This window comes from Undibacterium sp. CY21W (assembly GCF_014284265.1).
GTDB classification, from domain to species: domain Bacteria; phylum Pseudomonadota; class Gammaproteobacteria; order Burkholderiales; family Burkholderiaceae_D; genus Undibacterium; species Undibacterium aquatile.
In genome coordinates this window covers 1-4,281 of record NZ_JACOGE010000012.1, presented here as the reverse complement: position 1 = coordinate 4,281, position 4,281 = coordinate 1, and the positions used below count along the sequence as shown (strand labels likewise).

Sequence of the window (4,281 nt, the reverse complement as noted above, 5' to 3'; positions counted from 1 at the left end):
ACTCATAGTCGGAGCGCCAGCCCAAATCCCTTTACTCTCAAAGCCCGGCGTCTTGCCTGGATCCGGTTTCCCCCACGCAAATGTTGTCGCCGGTAAGCAATCCATACCTCCCGTCTGTGGATTACGCGCACAAGCAGAAACCGAATTCAGTAAGCTGCGACCACTTGTCGGGCTTTGCTCGTAGTGCATCGTGTAATCGCGCACGATTGTTCCACTTGCACTCACATCACCATCCAGGTTGTTGCCTGTGTAGGTTTTGATATGGGTGATACGCTGGCGCAAATCGTTACGCGATTCATCTATGTAACGCTTCCACGCATCGGGTCTGCCTTCATAAGTCAACTGTACTGCAGCGTGGGATGACGAGCCGTTACCACCATAACGGATGAACGTCGCGTGATGTTCGCCAGTCTTGTCATCTTGCTCGTAACTGAAACGAACATAGTTACCGGAACGATCTCGCATTTCACTGATCGCCCAGGATTGCGCTCCATTTTTCTGCTGCGGCTGTGGTGCAGTCGTACCGCTATTCACTGGGCCAACGATCGCTTGGACAAAGCTATCTTTGGTGTTGCCAAAGCTCATTACACGGCCATCTTTACTTTCAACTTTGAAGCTGCGTTGATTGCCACTGCCTTGTGCCGTAATTCTGCTGAAACTCTCAATTTCAGTCCGGTATTCCGCGTTGTCTGCCCAATAATTGTCGTCAGTCAACGGCAGGTTCGCTAATATCAGGCGCTGACCATCAAGACATAAACGATCTCCATGATCAAAGCTGATCCGTCCATTGACGTCGTCTTGGGCAATCGTTTTGCCGCAACGATGGATACTGGATAACCCACCTAAACTCCAACCTAAACCAAGTACGCTATTATTCCCCTGACTATCGTAATTGAGCGTCAATTGCGGCTGTAAACCACCTGTTCCTGGCGGCACGTCAATTGCCATACTGTAGGTCGCCCCACCATTTTTATTCACATCCAAACTTCCTGGCAATGTTCCGGCATCAGGATTACCTAAATGTGGAGGCGTAATATTGACTGGCAACAGAGCGCCTGTCCCACTATCCGGCGTTGCCGTCACTGTCAGGTTCGTCGCAGGTGATGTTGTCAGGAGCGTACCGGCACCATCAAAGGCTTTTGCCGTTATCGCATAGCTCGCTGCGGCACCGGCGACCCATTGCGCCGTCCATTGGCCACCATTATTCGTGCCGCTGGCAATCAGTATGTCGTTTGCATAGAACTTCACACTTCCTGCGGTGCCCGTGAATGTCGCCGACAGATTCACTATCGCGCCAGAGGTGACACTTGCTCCATTCGCCGGACTATTGACGGTGAGTGTGGTCGCAACCACGCCATCAACATAAATGCGGTTGGCAACGGAATAGACGGTGCTGTTGCCTTTACGCACTTTGGCCATCACCAGGTACGGTGTACTGCGCGGCGCCAAGCCTGTTTTATTCGCAAAGTAGGTATCTGCTGCCGTATCTGCTGCACCGGCGATCCACTCATTATCAATACCAAATGCAATTTCATCATAAGGTGCCGCTGCATTACTGAGTTTCGCCCGCATAAATACGTTGGCTACACCTGTGTAGTGATCTCCATCAACCGGGGTCGTCAGGCCAATTCGCAAACTGCCGGGGACGGTACAGTTATTGTCGCTACAAGGAAGTAAGATGGAATTATTACCGGTCTGAGCGACGACATAGACCGTTTCTCCGGCATATTGGGCACTGTAACTATTGAGATCCATCTGGAAGTGATGGGATATCCCCGGCGTGTGGCATTGTGCCTGCACTGCTTCAGTATCTTTTTCTGTCGCGATGTTGGCCACACCGGACGCCAGAAGTTGTCCGCCGAGATTGGGCGGTGCTTTGACATACACTTGGTAATTTAAGGCCTGGCTATTACCATCCTCACACACCCAGCCATTCAGCGTGACGTTGCCGCTATTGTCACTGCGAACACCATTCACCTGCCCTAATAAACTACTGTTAGTGACATTGACGATAACGGGTGCAGATTCAGTGAAGTTGCCATTATTGTCGGTACTGCGCAATTTAAAACGATACAACCCAGCACCCAGTAACTGGGTGTGTGAGATCGTTGCATTGGCACTGTTGGCAGTCACAGTGTTAATCGGTGTTGCGCTATATCCGCTGCCATTATCACCATTACCGCTATCCTGAAACAGATCCAGCCGGGCGATATAGCCATCGCTATCTGAGCCACTACCCGTCAACACGATCGGTGTGGTACTGCCACTATTCACTCTGACATTGGTTGGCGTCGCTTGCAATGCGGCTGCCGGCATAGCGCCGACTGTCGCAGCACGGGTGGTTTTGAGAATCTCGGTGTAACTGGCTGTTTTACCACTGGCACTTGTCGCTGTATAAACACAGGTTGAATCAAATCCTACCCACCCAGGATCCGCCAAACTGGGTGCCCCTGTACCATTTAATGGCGTGAGCGACCCACTCCCCTGGAAACCTGTCCCTGTAGATGTGCAACGGTAGGTCAGTGAAACCGCATTGCTTGTTTGCCATTGCAGTGTCTGGTTTTGATTTGCCACCATCGGTGATGGTGTACGAATGATGTTGATGGTGGGTTGTGGATCGACGATGACCGGTGCTGGATTTGTTTTGAGCGTTTCGGTAAAGGTTGCAGTGACACCCTCTGGACTTGTTGCGGTATAGACGCAGGTTGAATCAAATCCGACCCATAATGGATCCGCAAGCGTTGGTGTTGATGTTCCATTCACCGGCGTTAAATTACCCGATCCCTGGTAGCCGGAACCAGATGCAGTGCAACGATAGCTCACGGATGCTGCGTTCGTCGTTTGCCACTGGATATAGTGACTCTGGTTGGCCACCATGGGAGATGGTGTCCGGATAACGTTGATGGTGGGTGCCTGCCGGACCACGAGCCCGACTGTCACACTGGCAGAATTTCCAGCATTCGGAACGGCCGTTAATGTGCCGCTGTAGGATCCGGCAGCGGAGTCGGTCGTAACTAAAACCGTTCCGCACGTTGCACCTGCGGCACAAGAGTTGGGTCCCTGAACATGGATGCCCGGCAGACTGGAATAGCTAATACTTGTTGCCGGAGTCTGCCCGGCATTGTTTAAGGTGCAGCTCATGGAGGCTGCTGTTGGACCTACGGTGGGACTGTTGGTACTGCAAGCGCTAAAATTCAGTGACGGTGGCGTTAATGGCTGTACCCGGCTCCAGTTCGTATAACCGCAAAATGTATTGCTGTTGTCGGCATTGCTGGCATACGCATGGGTATTAAAGTTACCAAATTCCGGGTTTCCTTGTTTATGATTACTCAGATTGATATCTGCAATCCAGGTTCCTCCTCCTAAGTTCGTCCCTGGATACCAGACCAGATCATCTTGTCCGCCACTGTCACCCCATGTCGGAAACGATACCGCACTGGCATTTTGCACGCCGGTTGCAAATATCCGGAACGTACCTGAGGTCGCACTGGTCGTTGATGCCTGGGCATAAACAGATTGACAGGTCGGCGCAGGTAATGGGGCTGGATTTGTCGCGAAATAGTCAACGGCCGAAGATGAAGACCCATCTGCGCCGACTGCAGTCCAGATACAGGTCGTCGGATACCCCACCCAACCCGGCTCAGCGAGTCCGCTGGATTGTCCATTCAGTGGCACTTCGCCTTCACCGGTAAAACCGGTGCCGCTAGAGCTGCAGCTATAACTAAGACTCTCCGCATTCCCCGCCGACCAATAAACGCTGTAAGGTTGTCCGGCAACGAGAGGAGCTGGTGTCCGCGTAACCGTCAATCTGGGGGCATTCGGATTATAAGGTGCCGCCAATACAGTGTTGCCAAGAAAGAGGCATAGAGACAAGAGAAGACAGAGCCAACTCCATCTGCGCAGGGTCGCCGTATCAATAAAATCACGCTCAGAAGCGTTGATTGGGTGGTGAGAGGATGTTGATACGCCTGAACTAAGAGAGAAATGCTTCATCACGACTTCCGTTGAGCCACATTCGGCAACAGTTGCTTTTTATGGTAAACAAAAAGCAATGTTTATTTTAAAAAACAGTGAATGTAACGAAACATTTCTATTAAGGCAATCAATATCTTTATAGTCTTTCTACTGAAAAATATAATAATGATGATTTACCGGAGAGACAATTGCTGGCGATCGCTTACGGGAGAAAGAGAATCGTGTTCATGCCGTATGAACAACCCACCTCTTTACACCGACTATTTCATTTACTTTATCGACGTAAAAAAACAACAACATACCGCC

Annotated in this window: 1 protein-coding gene; it reads right to left on the bottom strand. The window is 50.9% G+C overall.

The annotated features are described in order from the left end of the window. The coding region (locus tag H8K29_RS17685) for a GBS Bsp-like repeat-containing protein (protein ID WP_186898656.1) at window positions 1-3,840 on the bottom strand (3,840 nt) is incomplete at its 3' end. Between the last annotated feature and the right edge of the window lie 441 nt (window positions 3,841-4,281).